Source organism: Mediterraneibacter sp. 210702-DFI.3.120, from assembly GCF_020561005.1.
GTDB lineage: Bacteria > Bacillota > Clostridia > Lachnospirales > Lachnospiraceae > Mediterraneibacter > Mediterraneibacter faecis.
On the sequence record NZ_JAJCNG010000001.1, the window covers coordinates 1 to 15,307 of the forward strand.

Here is a 15,307-nt window from a genome sequence, read left to right on the forward strand (position 1 = left end):
TATATTCTACTGCCTTATCTTCAGCGTCTGACTGTTCATACCCTGCTAAAATGTAAAATTCAGTAGCTTGTTCAATATCCTTTGTAGTAATAACACCACCGGATTTACCTCTTGCATAAATAGACTCATCTGTTTTATCTCGATAGGGATCCAATAATTGTCCGGCTTTCTTCATCAAATCAATATTAGACTCTTTTTCATTTATCACATAGATATTCTCGACTTTAAGTGGTCGAACGTCTGCATTATATGGGAAATAGTAAAATATAATTTTTTTACCTTCCTTTAGATTTTCTAATTCATAACCACAATTTCTACAATCTAACTGCAGTGTATCGACATTTTTTAAATCCTCATCTTGTTCATTCAATTTATCCAAACGAACAACTATATTATTATTCTCTATAGATTCTACAATCCCGCTTCTGTTAAGATGGTATACCCCCGAAGAATACATTGTGTCATTTCTTTTTTTTAGTCCTAATAATGCCAAAAGCACACCTAAAATGCATAAGACATATATTATTTTTTTCTTCATTAAGTTTCACCACACGTTTATTTTTAAAATGGAAGAGAAAATACTTTCTCTTCCACATCCTGATACATAACAAACTATTTTCTATAGTCACGAACCTAAAATATAAACCATAGATCAACAAATTTTCTTCAAGACTTTCATTTTCTCTACAGCTTAAAAACTGTTCCTTTAAGATCTGAATATTGTGATGTATCTAAATTAAGATAATACACTCCATTATCCCAACCATCCGAAACCATTGCTGTATTAAATGTTGTATTATTTACAATAATTTGGGCATATCCCTCAACTGCCATCGTATGCCCATTTCTTCCGTCTGATAAACTAATTCCACAATGAATCATCCCTATATCGCCTCTATTAATAGCTGTTCTATAAAAGTGAACCGGTTCATTTATTTCAAATATAACAAATAAAACTTTCTGCGTCAATATTTTTTATATTTTCAATATTTTTTACAGTATATTTCCTTATTTTTTATGCATTTTCACTGTTTTTTCTATCATACTCGCTGATTTACTGCATAATCTTTATTTGGAATTAATCTTATGCGTAACATGATTATTTTGACCACCTTTGTATTTTTACAGTTCTTGGGGAACGTTTCCCCCGCTTTCGTTGACCAAAATAGAATTTCTGCTAATCAAGTCATTGAACCGCTTCCAAATCCTCCCCTAAATAACACTTTCCCAATATAAAGTCAAAAAAATCTCCCCTCACACCAAATGAAATCTAATTGATTCCATCAGATATGAGGGGAGATTCTATTTTTTATGATTCACTTTTCAGTGTACTTCCAAAGAAGCTTCTATGTATAATCTACTAACAACTATATTTAAGCGTTCTTCTTGGCAATTGCTGCCTGTGCTGCTGCAAGACGAGCGATCGGTACACGGAATGGTGAGCAAGATACATAGTCAAGTCCGATGCTGTCGCAGAACTCTACGGAGCTTGGATCTCCACCGTGCTCTCCACAGATACCTACATGCAGGCTTGGATTAACCGGTTTTCCGAGTTCAATAGCCATCTTCATGAGCTTGCCAACACCAACCTGATCCAGTTTTGCAAATGGATCGTTCTCGAAGATCTTAGCATCATAGTAAGCATCAAGGAACTTACCAGCGTCATCACGGGAGAATCCGTATGTCATCTGTGTAAGGTCGTTTGTTCCGAAGCAGAAGAAGTCAGCTTCTTTTGCGATATCGTCAGCTGTAAGAGCAGCTCTTGGGATCTCGATCATTGTACCAACCTCGTACTCAAGGTCGCTTCCAGCTGCTGCGATCTCAGCGTCAGCTGTCTCTACAACGAATTTCTTAACGTATTTGAGCTCTTTGATATCTCCAACGAGTGGGATCATGATCTCAGGTTTTACGTTCCAATCCGGATGAGCTTTCTTTACATTGATTGCTGCACGGATAACAGCGCTTGTCTGCATCTTAGCAATCTCTGGGTATGTAACTGCAAGACGGCATCCACGGTGTCCCATCATTGGGTTGAACTCGTGCAGGCTGTCGATAATAGCTTTGATCTGGTCAACTGTTTTGCCCTGAGCATCAGCCAGTTTCTTGATGTCCTCTTCCTCTGTAGGAACGAACTCATGAAGCGGTGGGTCAAGGAAACGAATTGTAACCGGGTTACCTTCAAGAGCTTCGTAAAGTTTCTCGAAGTCTCCCTGCTGCTCTGGAAGAATCTTAGCAAGTGCTGCTTCTCTTTCTTCTACTGTCTCTGCACAGATCATCTCACGGAATGCGTCGATTCTGTTGCCTTCGAAGAACATATGCTCTGTACGGCAAAGTCCGATACCTTCTGCACCAAGCTCACGAGCTTTCTTAGCGTCAGCCGGTGTATCAGCGTTTGTACGAACCTTCATAGTTCTGTACTTGTCAGCCCATCCCATGATTCTTCCGAACTCACCAGCGATTGTAGCGTCTACAGTCGGGATGATTCCGTCATAGATAGCACCTGTGGATCCATCAAGTGAGATTGCATCTCCCTCGTGGAATTCTTTTCCACCAAGTGTAAATTTCTTATTAGCTTCGTCCATTGTGATGTCACCACAACCAGATACGCAGCATGTTCCCATTCCACGAGCAACTACAGCTGCGTGAGATGTCATACCACCACGAACTGTCAGGATACCCTGAGCAGACTTCATACCTGTGATATCTTCTGGTGATGTTTCAAGACGAACAAGGATAACTTTCTCTCCTCTTGCAGCCCACTCTACAGCGTCATCAGCTGTGAATACGATCTTACCACAAGCAGCTCCTGGTGATGCTCCAAGTGCTTTTGCCATTGGTGTAGCAGCTTTCAAAGCTTTCGCATCGAACTGTGGGTGAAGCAGGGAATCAAGGTTACGAGGGTCGATCATTGCAACAGCCTCTTCCTCTGTTCTCATTCCTTCATCTACAAGGTCGCAGGCAATCTTAAGAGCTGCCTGAGCTGTTCTCTTACCATTACGTGTCTGAAGCATGTACAGTTTACCGTGCTCTACAGTGAATTCCATGTCCTGCATATCTCTGTAGTGAGTCTCCAGAGTCTTGCATACATCTTTGAACTGTGCGAATGCTTCTGGGAACTTCTGCTCCATCTCGGAAATGTGCATAGGTGTACGAACACCGGCAACAACGTCCTCTCCCTGAGCGTTTGTCAGGAACTCTCCGAACAGACCATTCTCTCCTGTAGCAGGGTCACGTGTGAAAGCAACACCTGTACCACAGTCATCTCCCATATTACCAAATGCCATCATCTGTACGTTGACAGCTGTTCCCCATGAATAAGGGATGTCATTGTCACGGCGGTATACGTTAGCTCTTGGGTTATCCCATGAACGGAATACAGCCTTAACAGCTTCCATAAGCTGTACCTTAGGATCTGTCGGGAAGTCCTCACCGATCTTCTCTTTGTACTCAGCCTTGAACTGCTCTGCAAGTTTCTTAAGATCATCAGCGTCAAGATCTACATCCTGTTTAACACCTTTCTCTTCTTTCATCTTGTCGATCAGTTCCTCGAAGTATTTCTTACCAACTTCCATAACTACATCGGAGAACATCTGGATGAATCTTCTGTAGCAGTCCCAAGCCCAACGTGGGTTGCCTGAAGCTTTTGCCAGTGTCTCAACAACCTCTTCGTTAAGTCCAAGGTTAAGAATTGTATCCATCATACCAGGCATAGAAGCTCTAGCTCCTGAACGTACGGAAACGAGAAGCGGGTTCTCTTTATCTCCGAATTTCTTACCTGTAATTCCTTCCATCTTATCGATAGCTTCCATGATCTGAGCCATAATCTCATCGTTGATCTGTCTGCCATCCTCATAGTACTGTGTACAAGCCTCTGTTGTTACTGTGAATCCCTGTGGTACAGGAAGACCCAGATTTGTCATCTCTGCCAGGTTTGCGCCTTTTCCACCGAGAAGGTTTCTCATATCTGCGTTACCTTCAGTGAACATATAAACCCATTTTGCCATGATCAATGACCTCCTAAAATAATTTTTACAAATAAAATAATTTTATTTCGCATATAATATTTTAATGGTTTTATACTTATGAGTCAAGTCTTTTGTCCGTAATTATATACAATTTTTACAAATGCTTTTTGTATACTTTTCATATTGGTTAACCTATCTTTCACAAATTGTAAACACATCGTCCATCAGGCTGTCATTTTGCATATTTGCATTAATCCCCATACAATGTGCAACATGCACAAAAAAATAGTTGTCCATGCTTTATAAGAACTTGGAAACAACTATTTTTTTGTGATTAATATACAATTTACACATATCATTGCTATGGTGTTCCCGCCACCAACATCATGCAATTTTCCTCAAAATCAACAAGTACGTAATCTTTATCTCATTTCTTCAATAAATGCCTTATATCCCTTATAAGCTTCATACACATCTGCCTTGCTTGTCACTTCCCACGGCGCATGCATACTCAACACTGCGACACCGCTGTCGATGACTTCCATGCCATAATTTGCCATAATGTAAGCGATTGTTCCACCACCGCCGGCATCTACTTTTCCAAGTTCAGCGAACTGGTATGCAACACTCTGCGCATCCATTGCATTTCTGATCTTTGCAAGATATTCTGCATTTGCGTCATTAGAACCGCTCTTTCCGCGAGCACCTGTAAACTTGTTGAATACAAGTCCTTTTCCAAAGAATGCAGAACTGCGTTTTTCGAATACTTCAGCATACATCGGATCATAAGCTGCGCTCACATCAGAAGAAAGCATTCTGGAATTCATCAGCGCTCTTCTGACTTTCAGGTCAGACTCCCCTTCTGTCAGTGCCACAAGTTCTGCAACTGTATTTTCAAAGAAACGAGAATGCATTCCGGTCGCGCCAACACTTCCGATTTCCTCTTTATCTACAAGAATACAGCATGCTGTGTGCTCTACTTCTTCCACATCGAGCATTGCAAAGAGGGATGTGAATGCACACACACGATCATCTTGTCCGTAAGCAAGCACCATACTGCGATCCAATCCACAGTCACGAGCCTTTCCTGCCGGAACAATTTCAAGCTCTGCGGAGAGGAAATCCTCTTCCTCCATGTCATAATATTGTTTCAGAAGATTGATTACATTTGCTTTTACAGCCTCTTTTTCCTTTTCTTCTAATGTTTCATCCTGCTCAATCGGGCGGCTTCCGATCAGAAGATCAAGCTTCTCTCCTTCTACAACCGTTGCAGCCTTTTTCTCCATCTGTTTCGACGCGAGATGGATCAGCAGATCCGTGATAACAAAGACCGGATCATCTTCTTTTTCACCGATACTTACCTGAACTGTTGTGCCATCTTTCTTTGCAATCACTCCATGAAGGGCAAGTGGAAGTGTCACCCACTGATATTTCTTGATTCCACCATAATAATGTGTATCAAGATAAGCAAACTCTTCATTTTCATACAAAGGATTCTGCTTTACGTCAATGCGCGGGGAATCGATATGAGCTCCAAGAATATTCATACCTTCTGTCAGCGGTTTTGTACCCATATGAAACAGCGCAATTGTTTTGTTCATACACACGGCATACAGTTTATCTCCGGCTTTCACTTCTTCTCCATTTTTAATGATATCTCTGATATCCTTATATCCCTCTGCTTTTGCCTTTTCAACTGCCAGTGCAACACACTCGCGCTCTGTCTTGCCGGCATCAAGGCAGTTCTTGTATTCTGTATTCACCTGTTCTAATCTGTCCAGCTCTTCCTTACTGTAAGTTGTCCATGCATTTTTTCTGTCCATGTCATTCTCCTCCTGTTCTATCTTCCATGCTATTTTAAAGTTATAAAGAAACAGCCCAAACTGAATCCACAAGCTTACCTGTGAACTACAGTCCGGGCTTTTCTTATTTATCTTACCACTCGAATTTCTTCTCGAAGTATGCTTTCAGATCTTCAATCTTAACTCTTTCCTGTTCCATTGTATCACGGTCACGTACTGTAACAGCTCCGTCTTCCTCAGAATCGAAGTCATATGTTACACAGAATGGAGTACCGATCTCGTCCTGACGACGGTAACGTTTTCCGATATTTCCACGATCATCGAACTCACAGTTGTAGTACTTGGATAACTCTGCAAATACTTTCTCTGCGCCTTCGTTCAGTTTCTTGGAAAGTGGGAGCACACCGATCTTAACCGGAGCCAGTGCCGGATGGAAATGAAGTACAGTTCTCATATCCGGTTTCTCTTCTGTTCCGATATTCTCCTCATCATATGCACTGCAAAGGAATGCAAGTACAACACGGTCAGCACCAAGTGATGGCTCGATAACGTATGGAATGTATTTCTCCTTTGTCTCATCATCAAAGTATGTCATATCCTGTCCGGATACATTCTGATGCTGAGTCAGGTCATAATCCGTACGGTCAGCGATTCCCCACAGCTCACCCCATCCGAATGGGAAAAGGAACTCAACGTCTGTAGTAGCCTTACTGTAGAAGGAAAGCTCTTCCTGATCATGGTCACGGTAACGTACTTCCTCATCTTTCAGTCCAAGAGATGACAGCCAGTTCAGGCAGAAGCTCTTCCAGTAATCAAACCACTCAAGGTCTGTGTCTGGTTTGCAGAAGAACTCAAGCTCCATCTGCTCGAACTCTCTTGTACGGAATGTAAAGTTACCCGGTGTGATCTCGTTACGGAAAGACTTACCGATCTGTCCGATACCGAATGGAAGTTTCTTTCTGGATGTACGCTGTACATTCTTGAAGTTTACAAAGATACCCTGTGCTGTCTCAGGACGAAGGTATACTGTGTTCTTCGCATCCTCTGTAACACCCTGGAATGTCTTGAACATCAGGTTGAACTGACGGATATCTGTAAAATCATGCTTTCCACAAGTCGGACATGGAATGTTATTATCCTCGATAAATGCTGCCATCTGCTCCTGTGTCCATCCGTCTACAGAGCTCTCAAGCTCGATTCCATTCTCTGCTGCATAATCTTCAATAATCTTATCTGCACGGAAACGCTCATGACACTGTTTACAGTCCATCAGCGGATCACTGAATCCTCCAAGATGTCCGGAAGCAACCCATGTCTGTGGGTTCATAAGGATTGCACAGTCAACTCCAACGTTGTATGGATTCTCCTGAATGAACTTCTTCCACCATGCTCTCTTCACATTATTCTTAAGTTCAACACCAAGATTACCATAATCCCATGTGTTGGCAAGTCCGCCGTAGATCTCAGAACCCGGATATACGAATCCTCTTGACTTTGCGAGTGCTACGATCTTGTCCATTGTCTTTTCAACCATTGTATGTTCCTCACATTCTTTTTTATCATTTACATTATTTATATACCTTATGCACTTTGGTCAGTATTTTCAGAGAAGTTATCCACATTTTCTTAAGAAAATATTCACCTTGCACATCAATGTTACTTATTATAACTACTAATGCCTTATTTTTCAAGCTGTTTTAAGTACTTCTCTTTATGTTTCCGCTTATATTCATACATAACTTCATCCGCTCTTTGCAGAATCTCTTCGGTAGAAACTATATCATGTCTTTCAGGGAGTTCTGTAATACCGTAACTGAAGCTCTTCGGATAGTCATTGTCTTCCTCCTTACAGAATACTTCATACACATGCTCAAATTTCTTCTTCATAATTTCTTTCGAACAATTCAGGAGCACAATACAGAATTCATCACCGCCAAGACGCACAAAGAGATCTCCCGGCCGAATGTTTGCTTTCACTATATCGACAAAATGTTTCAGATACTGATCTCCTTCCTGATGTCCAAAATAGTCATTCACATATTTCAAATGATCAAGATCACAATAACAAAAGACAATCTTCTTTCCTGTAGCAAGCATCGTCTCCGCCCGTTCATGGAACAGATGACGATTTCCAATCCCTGTAAGTTTGTCTCTGTAAGCCTCTTCTTCAAGTTCCTCTTCTCGTTCTTTCAACTGCTTTGTCATTGTATTAAATGCTTCTGAAAATTCTCCCAGATAAGAAACACTCTGAGAATAATCCCCTTTCGCCACCTGCTTTGCCTGCCAGGTGAGATGGTTCAGATTCGCATGGATATTCTTCAGATTCTCACAGAGGAAATTATCTCGCCCCGGCGCTTCAATTGACAGATTTCCCTTTGAAATCTCCGCTGAATAATGCTTCACTTCTTTCACCGCTTTATCCAGATATTGAAGACCTTTTCCAAGTTTCCAAAAAGGTTCGTCCAGCTGTTCAAGATCCAACTTTGCATTCTCGGAATCATATATAATATCCCTCAGATATTCAAATAATATCTCACAGTTTTTCTCTTCCATAACTAACTGTCACCTTCTCTTACATCTGCCTGGAAACGGCAGACACGGCCTCCTGTAGCCCAGCAGTCCGTTTCCACTGCTACATATTCCTTTCCAGAGTATAAAGATAAAATTCCGGAAATAAATCCTTCATCATAATTGCAGACAGTCTCACCAAGCACCGGAAGCCCCGAACAGTCCGCATCTTCCGAGACGGTCAGAATGATCTGCCCGCTCTCCTCGTCTACTGATTCAATACGGAGTACTCCAATCTTCATTTCTGCCATCTTCTTCTGGAGTTCACCCACAAACTGATCCAGCGGCTGATTCAGATTCAGCATCTTACGTGCAAAAAATTCTCCCGCTTTCCTTCCCGCATTTCGGAAAATCTCAACCTGTTCTGCTCTTCCGTAACGTACCGCAAGCTCGTCTTTTATAGAATATTCCAATAGCCGATATACAATCACAGGGAGTTCTCCTCCAAGATTCCCCCTGCTGTTCTCATCATATTCAAGGTAGTCTTCGAAAGAAATCGGTTTCTTCTCCTTCATAAAAATGTTCTCGTCCATCATTTTTCTCTTTTCTTTCCTCTGCTACTATTACATTTACAACAAAATGCACTCGTTTCACACTGTCATGTAACAGGTGATATAACCGTAGTATAGCATGATTTTTTTCATGATTCAACAATTGCATAATGTCTTAAATGTTGTTGAGAATTTTTAAATAATACCCCAAATATCACAGCAATGTCTGCAGTATCTCCAGAGACTTGAACTCCTTATCTACATACATCTTCATCAACCGTCCCATCACACGTCCAAACTTCTCCAGCACTTCCGGCTTCACGTTAAATGTATATAATTTCTCAATTGTACTGGATTCAATATACTGCATCGTATACAGCGTAGAACCGTCAAGAAACATTCCATCTCTCACTTCTCCGTCACATTCATTACACACAAGTCCGCCCTTCGCCGCGCTGAACACTGCCGGCCTCGTCCGGTCGCCACACTGTACACACTGGAACACCTGCGGTCCCTGTCCGTTGATTGTCAGCACTTTCAACTCGAAAATGTAACGGATCAACTGATTCGGAAGATGTGGATTTGTCAGCGCACGCATCGTCTGATAAAGTAATTTTAAAAGTTCCCGCTCATCATTTCGTTCCCTCGCATAGTAATTCGCAACCTCAAGGAAATAAAAGCCATAATATGCACCTACCACATCTGCTCTCAATTCTGAAAAATAATTTGATACATTTACAGACTGAATTGTGTAAGAAGAACGACCTTCATACATGATGAATTCACCGAAAGTAAATGGATTCACCGCTCCCACTAGAGGACTGTTTGGTCTTCTTGATCCCTTTGCAAAGGCTGAGATCTTCCCCTGTTCTTTTGTAAGTATGACAACTCTGCGGTCGTACTCGCCCACCGGTGCGACAGAAAGCACCATTCCTGTCAAAACGATCTGATTCACGATGAAAGTCACCTTCTTTCTGCTATATTTGTAAAGATGTTGGAGACAAAACCCACAACTACGATGCCTGCGGATGCTTCGTGCAACGCATTTCCAATATCTTCTAATATATCCGATTTCGCGTGTAAATACAAGGAGATGTTCTAGGAGGGATTTTTTTGGATATGAGTTTTGCTGGATGTTTGACACATGTTAAGATTTTGGAAAACCAGACCAAGAGAAACTTGCTATAAATCATCTATTTAACCTTGATTCCCTGAATCTGCTTTTCAATTATTCCCATATCATATTCTTCAGCGTATTAGCGACTTACATCGCTAGATATGCTAAAAAGCGGCAGCCACCAACCTCTCAGTCAGCAGCTGCCGCTCTCATCATTCTCTTTTTATTCTTTATCCTCAAAGGCCTCTTTCATCTTATCCATGAATCCTTTTTTCTTGCCTTTTTTCTCTGATTTCTCAGATTTTGTAGCAAGGTCATCATGCTGATGAAGTGTATTTCCACTAAGCTCATCGAATTTTCTCAGAGCCTCTTTCGCCTCTGCGCTTAATCTCTCCGGTGTTTGGATCACTAATGTTACATAATGATCTCCTCTTACCTGAGTATTTCTAAGGGATGGAACTCCCTTTCCTTTCAGACGTACTTTTGTATCTGTCTTTGTTCCCGGTTTTACTGTGTAGAGAACGTCTCCGTCTACAGTTGGAATCTTCACATCGCCACCGAGTGTAGCCACTGCGAAGGAAATCGCAACGGTTGAGAAGATATGCATATCCTGTCTCTGGAAGATTGGGTGTCTGGATACGTTAACCTCAACGAGGAGATCTCCTCTCGGTCCTCCATTAACTCCCGGTTCTCCTTTTTCACGGATGCGTACGCTCTGTCCGTTATCAATACCTGCCGGAATCGTAACTTTGATCTTCTTTCTGCTGGATGTATATCCTGTACCTGCACATTTCGGACATTTCTCTTTCACGATCTTACCGGAACCACCACAGTTCGGACATGTTTGTACATTCTGTACGGTTCCAAAGAAGGACTGGGATGTATATACGACCTGACCTTTACCACCGCACTTTGGACATGTCTCCGGTGATGTTCCAGGCTTTGCACCTGTGCCGTGACAGTCTTCGCAAGGATCTTTCAGCACAAGATCCAGTTCTTTCTCACATCCGAAGACAGCTTCCTCGAATGTGATGCGGATGCTCTTTCTGATATTAGCCCCTTTCATAGGACCATTGCTTGCGCCGCCTCTTCTGGAGCCACCGAACATATCTCCGAAGATATCTCCGAAAATGTCGCTGAAATCTGCTCCATTGAAGTTAAATCCGCCACCGAATCCACCTGCTCCGCCGCCGGCACCGCCATCAAATGCAGCGTGGCCGAACTGATCATACTGACGACGTTTGTCAGCGTCACTCAGAACGGCATAGGCTTCGGAAGCCTCTTTAAACTTTATTTCTGCTTCTTTATCCCCTGGATTCATATCTGGATGGTACTTCTTCGCAAGCTGGCGGTATGCTTTCTTGATTGTAGCATCATCTGCATCTTTGCTTACGCCGAGCACCTCATAATAATCTCTCTTTGCCTCTGCCATAACACAAATACTAACCTTTCTGTATCTCTTTCTTAACCTCAAGAAATTCTACGAAGCTACAAAGCTCCGTAGAATTTCTCTTCATGCTTCATTTATCTGATGCCCTGCTGCCTGTTTCTCTTCTGTCTTACCGGCATCTTTTCTATATTTTAGACTTCTTTGTAATCTCCGTCTACAACATCATCACCCTGGAAACCATCCGGAGCCGGACCAGCTTCTGGTGTAGGACCAGCCTGTGCACCTGCACCTGCTGCAGCACCTGCCTGCTCATACATCTTTGTGAACAGTTTCTGTGCGCTCTCCATCAGTTTTTCCTTCGCAGCTTTGATCTCTGCTACCTGCTCTTCTGTTGTGTTCTCCGGAGCAGATTTTGCAAGGATATCTTTCAGTGCCTGAACGTCAGCCTCTACAGCTGCCTTCTCTGTAGCATCGACTTTGTCGCCAACCTCTTTGATTGCCTTCTCTGTCTGGAATACCATAGCGTCTGCTTCGTTTCTTGTATCGATTGCTTCTTTACGTTTCTTATCCTGAGCCTCGAATTCAGCTGCTTCTTTTACAGCTTTATCGATATCGTCATCAGACATATTAGAACCTGCTGTGATTGTAATATGCTGCTCTTTACCTGTTCCAAGATCCTTAGCAGATACATTTACGATACCATTTGCATCGATATCGAATGTAACTTCGATCTGCGGGATTCCACGTGGAGCCGGCGGGATTCCATCAAGTCTGAACTGTCCGAGGGACTTGTTGTCTCTTGCGAACTGTCTCTCACCCTGTACAACGTTGATGTCTACAGCTGTCTGGTTATCTGCTGCTGTTGAGAAGATCTGGCTCTTCTTTGTCGGGATTGTTGTATTTCTCTCAATCAGTCTTGTAGCTACACCACCCATTGTCTCGATAGACAGTGACAGTGGAGTTACATCAAGAAGAAGGATGTCTCCTGCGCCTGCATCTCCTGCAAGTTTACCACCCTGTACGGAAGCACCAAGTGCTACACACTCATCTGGGTTAAGGGATTTGCTAGGCTCTTTGCCTGTCAGTCTCTTAACTTCTTCCTGAACAGCCGGAATACGTGTTGATCCACCAACGAGAAGTACCTGTCCAAGCTCGGAAGCTGTGATTCCTGCGTCAGAAAGTGCACGTCTTACCGGTTCCTGAGTCTTTTCTACGAGGTCTCTTGTCAGCTCGTCGAATTTAGCTCTTGTAAGGTTCATATCGAAATGCTTCGGTCCTTCAGCTGTTGCTGTGATGAACGGAAGGTTGATATTTGTTGTTGTTGCACTTGAAAGCTCTTTCTTTGCTTTCTCTGCAGCTTCTCTTAATCTCTGAAGAGCCATCTTATCTGCTGAAAGATCTACGCCTTCTTTTGCCTTGAAGTCTGCAAGCATGTAATCTGTGATCTTCTGGTCGAAGTCATCTCCACCAAGTCTGTTGTTACCGGCTGTTGAAAGTACTTCGATAACTCCATCACCGATCTCGATAACGGATACGTCGAATGTACCACCACCAAGGTCGTAAACCATGATCTTCTGCTCTTTCTCGTTGTCAAGACCATAAGCAAGTGCAGCTGCTGTAGGCTCGTTGATGATACGTTTTACATCAAGTCCTGCGATCTTACCTGCATCTTTTGTAGCCTGACGCTGAGCATCGTTGAAGTAAGCCGGAACTGTGATAACAGCTTCTGTTACTTTCTCACCAAGGTATCCTTCTGCATCTGCTTTCAGTTTTTGAAGGATCATTGCAGAAATCTCCTGTGGAGAATATTTCTTGTCGTCAATATCTACTTTATAATCTGTTCCCATCTCTCTTTTGATGGATGAGATTGTTCTTGCTGCGTTTGTTACAGCCTGACGTTTTGCAGGCTCACCTACAAGACGCTCTCCTGTCTTTGTAAATGCTACAACAGACGGTGTTGTTCTTGCACCTTCTGTATTCGCGATAACTGTTGGCTGTCCACCTTCCATAACGGCTACACAGCTGTTTGTTGTACCAAGGTCAATACCAATAATTTTTCCCATGATAAATTTCCTCCTCTATCTAATCTCTGAATCTTGTTAAAAATCAAATTAGTTTGCTACTTTTACCATGCTGTGTCTTACAACACTTTCACGGTACATGTAACCTTTCTGGAATTCTTCTGCGATGATGTTCTCACCGAGCCCCTCATCTTCTACATGCATCACTGCGTTGTGGAAATCCGGATTGAATTCCTGACCAACTGCCTCGATTGGTTTTACTCCAACGGATTCCAGTGTAGTCATAAGCTGTTTGTAGATCTTCTCCATTCCTTCTACGAACGGAGCATTCTTCTCCTCCTCCGGTACGGAACCAAGTCCACGCTCGAAGTTGTCTACAACCGGAAGAATCTTTTCTATGATATCTTTCGCTCCGATCTCGTACATCTGGGATTTCTCCTTCTCAGATCTCTTGCGGAAGTTATCAAACTCTGCCATCTGACGAGTAACGCGGTCTGTGAGTTCCTCGATCTTCTCGTCTTTCTTGTCCTTCTTCTCTTTCTTTCCGAAGAACTTTTTCTTACCTTCTGATGCTGCTTCTGAATCTCCTTCAGTCTCAGTTGCTTCCTCTGTTGCTTCTTTCGCTTCAGCCTCAACTCCCTGGGCATCTTCTGTTTCTACTGTCTCTTCAGCTTCTGCCTGCTCTTTTGCAGCCTTTGCTTTTGCCTCTTCAACAGCTTCTTTTACCATATCTTCTTTGCTCATGTTCTCTGTCACCAGCTTTCTACCTTCCTATTATTACTCTTTGGGTTCTTTATTATAAATCGCATCCAACTCACTTTGCAGCGTTTTCAGCGTCTTCATGACATGTTCATAATCCATTCTCTTCGGACCGATGATTCCAATCGTTCCTTTCATACCTTCTCCCAGCTCATATGTGGCGGTAACAACACTGCAGTCTTTCATGGTCTTAACCGGAGTTTCATCTCCGATGTAAACCTGTATGCCGTTGTTCTCCTCACTTGCCAGTGTCTCTGTCACCAGATCTGCCAGCTGCTGTTTCTCTTCAAATGCACTGATGATCTCCTGTGCGCTCTGCTTATCACTAAGCTCCGGATATTTGAAAATATTCGTTGCGCCGCTTGTGTAGATCTCCATGTCATTATCTACATGAATGATCTCTGCCACTGCATCCAGTACATGGCCGACAACCTCGCTGTGGATACCAGCCTGTTCTTTCAATCTGGCAATCAGACCTAATGTAATCTGATCAATGGATAATCCATTCAGTGTCGTGTTCAGAAGCATATTCAGCTTCAACAGATTCTCGTTACTTAAGGTTTCTCCAACTTCAATGATCTTATTCTTGATCACATTACCACCAAGTACGATGACTGCTACGATCTGTTCTTCATCCACCTGTGATAGCTGAATGAACTTCAATGTGTTCCGGCTGTTGACCGGTGCGGAAACCATCGTTGCATAATTGGTGTTCGAAGCAAGAACCTTTGCTGCCTGCTGGAGTACCTTCTCGACCTTATCGGTCTTCTCAAGAAGTGCATCCTCTCGTTTGCTAATCTCCTGCTCCTTATTCTCCATCAGAAGATCTACATAAAAGCGATATCCCTTATCTGATGGAATTCTTCCTGCCGATGTGTGTGGCTGGAAGATGTAACCAAGATCTTCCAGATCTGCCATCTCATTCCTTATCGTTGCGGAACTTAATTTCAAATCTGTGTATTTTGAAAGGGTTCGTGATCCGACCGGTTCGCCAGTCTCCAGATAATTCTGTATGATGGCTTTCAATATCGTAAGTTTTCTTTCACTTAATTCAGCTTCTACAGACATCTCTGTGTTCCCCTTTCTGTTCATCTTTGTTTGTTATTAGCACTCTTTGTTTTTGAGTGCTAACACCTTACAGATACTAAGATAGCACCTCGATTTCTGTTTGTCAACACTGATTGTTATTTTTAT

Annotated in this window: 11 protein-coding genes and 1 pseudogene; all 12 read right to left on the bottom strand. The window is 42.6% G+C overall.

All coding sequences use genetic code 11. The features are described from left to right. Nucleotides 1–538 (bottom strand): annotated as a pseudogene (locus LI162_RS00005) (hypothetical protein); the annotation flags it as partial. Between the two features lie 146 nt (nucleotides 539–684). Further along, nucleotides 685–969: a hypothetical protein gene (locus LI162_RS00010; RefSeq protein ID WP_226875328.1), complete on the bottom strand. Its 285-nt coding sequence runs from the start codon at nucleotides 967–969 to the stop codon at nucleotides 685–687. A gap of 404 nt (nucleotides 970–1,373) precedes the next feature. Beyond that, nucleotides 1,374–4,004: a pyruvate, phosphate dikinase gene (ppdK, locus tag LI162_RS00015; protein WP_055158416.1), complete on the bottom strand. Its 2,631-nt coding sequence runs from the start codon at nucleotides 4,002–4,004 to the stop codon at nucleotides 1,374–1,376. 383 nt (nucleotides 4,005–4,387) lie between these two features. After that, nucleotides 4,388–5,788, bottom strand: coding sequence for an aminopeptidase (locus tag LI162_RS00020; protein ID WP_054751762.1), 1,401 nt, complete (start codon nucleotides 5,786–5,788; stop codon nucleotides 4,388–4,390). A 112-nt stretch (nucleotides 5,789–5,900) separates the two neighbouring features. Further along, nucleotides 5,901–7,301, bottom strand: a complete 1,401-nt coding sequence (locus LI162_RS00025; protein WP_020436143.1) for a glycine--tRNA ligase — start codon at nucleotides 7,299–7,301, stop codon at nucleotides 5,901–5,903. Between the two features lie 146 nt (nucleotides 7,302–7,447). Further along, nucleotides 7,448–8,320, bottom strand: a complete 873-nt coding sequence (locus LI162_RS00030) for a sensor domain-containing diguanylate cyclase (RefSeq protein ID WP_055158414.1) — start codon at nucleotides 8,318–8,320, stop codon at nucleotides 7,448–7,450. 2 nt (nucleotides 8,321–8,322) lie between these two features. Continuing rightward, on the bottom strand, nucleotides 8,323–8,850 hold the full coding sequence (locus LI162_RS00035) for a V4R domain-containing protein (RefSeq protein ID WP_070103538.1): 528 nt from the start codon (nucleotides 8,848–8,850) through the stop codon (nucleotides 8,323–8,325). Nucleotides 8,851–9,040: 190 nt separating this feature from the next. Beyond that, a complete protein-coding gene (recO, locus tag LI162_RS00040; protein ID WP_255615876.1) occupies nucleotides 9,041–9,757 on the bottom strand; it encodes a DNA repair protein RecO in 717 nt (238 codons plus the stop codon). Nucleotides 9,758–10,166: 409 nt separating this feature from the next. Continuing rightward, nucleotides 10,167–11,375: a molecular chaperone DnaJ gene (gene dnaJ / locus LI162_RS00045; protein WP_015528715.1), complete on the bottom strand. Its 1,209-nt coding sequence runs from the start codon at nucleotides 11,373–11,375 to the stop codon at nucleotides 10,167–10,169. A gap of 149 nt (nucleotides 11,376–11,524) precedes the next feature. Beyond that, on the bottom strand, nucleotides 11,525–13,396 hold the full coding sequence (gene dnaK, locus LI162_RS00050; protein WP_015528714.1) for a molecular chaperone DnaK: 1,872 nt from the start codon (nucleotides 13,394–13,396) through the stop codon (nucleotides 11,525–11,527). Nucleotides 13,397–13,444: 48 nt separating this feature from the next. Next, nucleotides 13,445–14,098: a nucleotide exchange factor GrpE gene (gene grpE / locus LI162_RS00055; RefSeq protein WP_054751834.1), complete on the bottom strand. Its 654-nt coding sequence runs from the start codon at nucleotides 14,096–14,098 to the stop codon at nucleotides 13,445–13,447. Between the two features lie 33 nt (nucleotides 14,099–14,131). Continuing rightward, the gene (gene hrcA / locus LI162_RS00060; RefSeq protein WP_020437004.1) at nucleotides 14,132–15,181 is read right to left on the bottom strand and encodes a heat-inducible transcriptional repressor HrcA; all 1,050 of its coding nucleotides are present in this window, start codon (nucleotides 15,179–15,181) and stop codon (nucleotides 14,132–14,134) included. Between the last annotated feature and the right edge of the window lie 126 nt (nucleotides 15,182–15,307).

Coding starts and splice junctions, on each gene's coding strand:
- ppdK (WP_055158416.1), bottom strand. CDS start 4,004: ATGGCAAAATGGGTTTATATGTTCACTGAAGGTAACGCAGATATGAGA.
- LI162_RS00020 (WP_054751762.1), bottom strand. CDS start 5,788: ATGGACAGAAAAAATGCATGGACAACTTACAGTAAGGAAGAGCTGGAC.
- LI162_RS00025 (WP_020436143.1), bottom strand. CDS start 7,301: ATGGTTGAAAAGACAATGGACAAGATCGTAGCACTCGCAAAGTCAAGA.
- LI162_RS00030 (WP_055158414.1), bottom strand. CDS start 8,320: ATGGAAGAGAAAAACTGTGAGATATTATTTGAATATCTGAGGGATATT.
- LI162_RS00035 (WP_070103538.1), bottom strand. CDS start 8,850: ATGAAGGAGAAGAAACCGATTTCTTTCGAAGACTACCTTGAATATGAT.
- recO (WP_255615876.1), bottom strand. CDS start 9,757: ATGGTGCTTTCTGTCGCACCGGTGGGCGAGTACGACCGCAGAGTTGTC.
- dnaJ (WP_015528715.1), bottom strand. CDS start 11,375: ATGGCAGAGGCAAAGAGAGATTATTATGAGGTGCTCGGCGTAAGCAAA.
- dnaK (WP_015528714.1), bottom strand. CDS start 13,396: ATGGGAAAAATTATTGGTATTGACCTTGGTACAACAAACAGCTGTGTA.
- grpE (WP_054751834.1), bottom strand. CDS start 14,098: ATGAGCAAAGAAGATATGGTAAAAGAAGCTGTTGAAGAGGCAAAAGCA.
- hrcA (WP_020437004.1), bottom strand. CDS start 15,181: ATGTCTGTAGAAGCTGAATTAAGTGAAAGAAAACTTACGATATTGAAA.